2 protein-coding genes and 2 pseudogenes are annotated in these 2,819 nt (G+C 43.9%); 2 read left to right on the top strand and 2 right to left on the bottom strand.

The annotated features are described in order from the left end of the window. Window positions 1–984 (top strand): RNA-guided endonuclease InsQ/TnpB family protein (locus tag PX636_RS11935; protein WP_288117330.1); only part of this gene is annotated, 984 nt, incomplete at its 5' end. Between the two features lie 17 nt (window positions 985–1,001). Here the strand turns inward: PX636_RS11935 and PX636_RS11930 are convergent. Beyond that, window positions 1,002–1,139 (bottom strand): annotated as a pseudogene (locus tag PX636_RS11930) (DUF2062 domain-containing protein); the annotation flags it as partial. A gap of 53 nt (window positions 1,140–1,192) precedes the next feature. Between PX636_RS11930 and mnmE the strand changes: the two are divergent. Further along, the gene (mnmE, locus tag PX636_RS11925) at window positions 1,193–2,566 is read left to right on the top strand and encodes a tRNA uridine-5-carboxymethylaminomethyl(34) synthesis GTPase MnmE (protein WP_002799372.1); all 1,374 of its coding nucleotides are present in this window, start codon (window positions 1,193–1,195) and stop codon (window positions 2,564–2,566) included. 84 nt (window positions 2,567–2,650) lie between these two features. Here the strand turns inward: mnmE and PX636_RS11920 are convergent. Next, a pseudogene (locus PX636_RS11920) lies at window positions 2,651–2,819 on the bottom strand (polyhydroxyalkanoate biosynthesis repressor PhaR); the annotation flags it as partial.

Below are 2,819 nucleotides of genomic sequence, written 5' to 3'. Positions count from 1 at the left end.
GTAGTAACCTATACGGCAAGATATGTGAAGTTAACCGAAAAAGGGTTAAGGTTTTCGTTGGGGGATCAGGTAAAAGCTTGGTTCGGGATTGATAGTTTTTATCTGCCAATGCCGTCTAATTTGAGGTTTGAAGACATTAAAGAGTTTCGGATCGTTCCTAGAAATCTTAGTTTTTATCTTGAGTGTGTTTATAAGCAACCCGATCAAGAGAAAGTTAAGCCTAATAACAATGTACTAGGAATAGATCACGGATTGGGTAACTGGTTAACCTGCGTTTCTAACACGGGAAAGTCTTTTATCTTTGACGGAAAAAAGGTTAAGTCTCAAAATCAATGGTATAACAAGCGAGTTGCTCAAATTAAGACTGGTAAGCCGCCGGGTTACTGGGATGATGAATTAGCTAAAATAACCGAAAGGCGTAACCGACAGATGAGAGACGCTACCAATAAAGCTGCTCGTTTTATTATCAATTGGTGTATCGGCAATGACATTTCTACTGTCGTTTTTGGAGGGAATCAGCGACAAAAAGACTCGATTGAGTTAGGAAAGAAAGTTAATCAGGAATTTGTTAGTATTCCCACAGCGAAGCTTAAAAATCGCATTTGTCAATTGTGTGAAAAGTACGGGATTAAATTCGTTGAGACTGAGGAAAGCTACACCTCAAAGGCTTCTTTTTTAGATGGTGATTCGCTACCTAAATTCGGTGAGAAACCCGAAGGGTGGCAGTCATCAGGTAAAAGAATTAAAAGAGGTTTGTTTAAAGCTTTTAGTGGTCAATTAATTAATGCTGATTGCAACGGTGCGGCCAATATCATTAAAAAAGTAGCCACACAGCTAGGGGTTTCTCTAGATAAGGTGGGTAGGGCATCTTTGACAGTGCCACAACGATATAAATTGGATAGCCTTTCTAAAATATATCGTAATCGAATAGAAGCGCGGTTTCAACCCGCTTCTATTCACCGATTAGAATCCCCGTCTTTTTAAAGCGGGGAGATGTCAACCCTGGCAATTTCCCTAGGATGTCCTTGTAATCGCATTAAGCGAATCCACCAGTAGCGATAGAAGCGCGTCAGACGATTAATTAGGCTATTTTCTTTATTTCTCGCTTTTAATGACCGTGAGCGCATATTTTCGGGCATAAATGCTGACAAAATTGATACCGACTTCAATTTTAGCAAGGAGTGATTAAGAGATGTTAAACACAGGGGATACGATCGCCGCCATCGCTACGGCGATCGTTCCGGAACAGGGTAGCATCGGTATTGTCCGTTTATCCGGTAGTGAAGCAGTGGCGATCGCTCGTCGGCTTTTCCATAGCCCCAATCGTCAAAAATGGCAAAGTCATCGTCTTCTCTACGGTTATATCCGGCATCCCCAAAGTCAAGCAATTATCGATGAAGCTTTGCTGTTGCTCATGTTAGCGCCCCGCTCTTTCACCCGCGAGGATGTGGTGGAATTTCACTGTCATGGCGGCATTATGCCCGTACAACAGGTGTTACAGTTATGTCTAGAAAATGGGGCGCGTTTGGCACAAGCGGGGGAATTTAGCCTGCGTGCCTTTCTCAACGGCAGAATTGACCTAACTCAAGCCGAAAGCGTCGTCGATCTCGTTGGGGCGCGTTCTCCCCAAGCGGCACAATTTGCCCTCGCTGGTTTACAGGGGAAACTCGCTCAACCGATCCGCCATTTGCGCGCCACCTGTCTCGATATTTTGGCTGAAATTGAGGCCCGTATTGACTTTGAAGAAGATTTACCGCCCTTGGATCACGCGGCGGTTCTCCATAGCATAGAACAGGTTTTTTGTCAAGTAAATTTAATTTTGGCCACCGCCGAGCGCGGGGAATTGCTGCGTAGTGGTCTGAAAGTGGCGATCGTGGGGCGGCCGAATGTGGGTAAATCCAGTTTGTTAAATGCTTGGAGTCGGAGCGATCGAGCGATTGTCACCGATTTACCTGGCACTACCCGCGATATTGTCGAATCTCAGCTAGTTGTGGCGGGAATCCCCGTACAAGTCCTCGATACGGCAGGAATTCGCTCGGCCAGCGATCGAGTCGAACAAATTGGGGTGGAACGTTCCCGTCAAACGGCCCGGTCTGCTGATTTAGTTCTCTTAACCGTCTCCGCAGAGTCCGGATGGACCCAGGAAGACGAGGAAATTTATCGCTCTGTCAGCGATCGCCAATTAATTTTAGTGATTAATAAAATTGATTTGGCTAATCCAGAAACAGTAATTTATCCAGCAGAAATTGAGCGAGTTGTCAAGCTGTCGGCCGCCCAAAATCAGGGTATTGAAGACTTAGAAAAAACTATTATTAATGCTGTCCAAAATCAAGAATTACAGGCGGCTAATTTGGATTTAGCCATTAATCAACGACAAGCAGCAGCTTTAACTAGAGCGAAAATTGCTTTGCAACAGGTCAAAAAAACAATTGACCAAAATTTACCTTTTGATTTTTGGTCGATCGATCTGCGTACTGCCATTCAATCCTTAGGAGAAATTACCGGCGAAGAAGTGACTGAATCGGTACTTGATCGCATTTTTAGCCGTTTTTGTATTGGTAAATAAGCAATTAGGAAATCTGGTCAACCAGAAACAAGGTTTTATCCTTTTGTGTTGGGTTAACTGTAGTTTTGTTGAGGATTGTATAACTCAGATATTACTGGAAAAAAAGACTTTCCAAGCGGCCGTAATAATGGCACTCCCCAAAAGGATGATTAATGTCCAGACCTGATTTTTTTGGGTTCCCTCTACCGATCTGAGCCGATTGTCGATGCCTTCAATTTTCCCGTCTAACACTTTAATATCCCCTTTGAGATCG

Origin of the sequence: Microcystis sp. M53598_WE2 (genome assembly GCF_030067735.1) — a bacterium.
In the GTDB taxonomy this organism is placed as follows: domain Bacteria; phylum Cyanobacteriota; class Cyanobacteriia; order Cyanobacteriales; family Microcystaceae; genus Microcystis; species Microcystis aeruginosa.
This window is presented reverse-complemented; position numbering and strand designations above follow the sequence as displayed.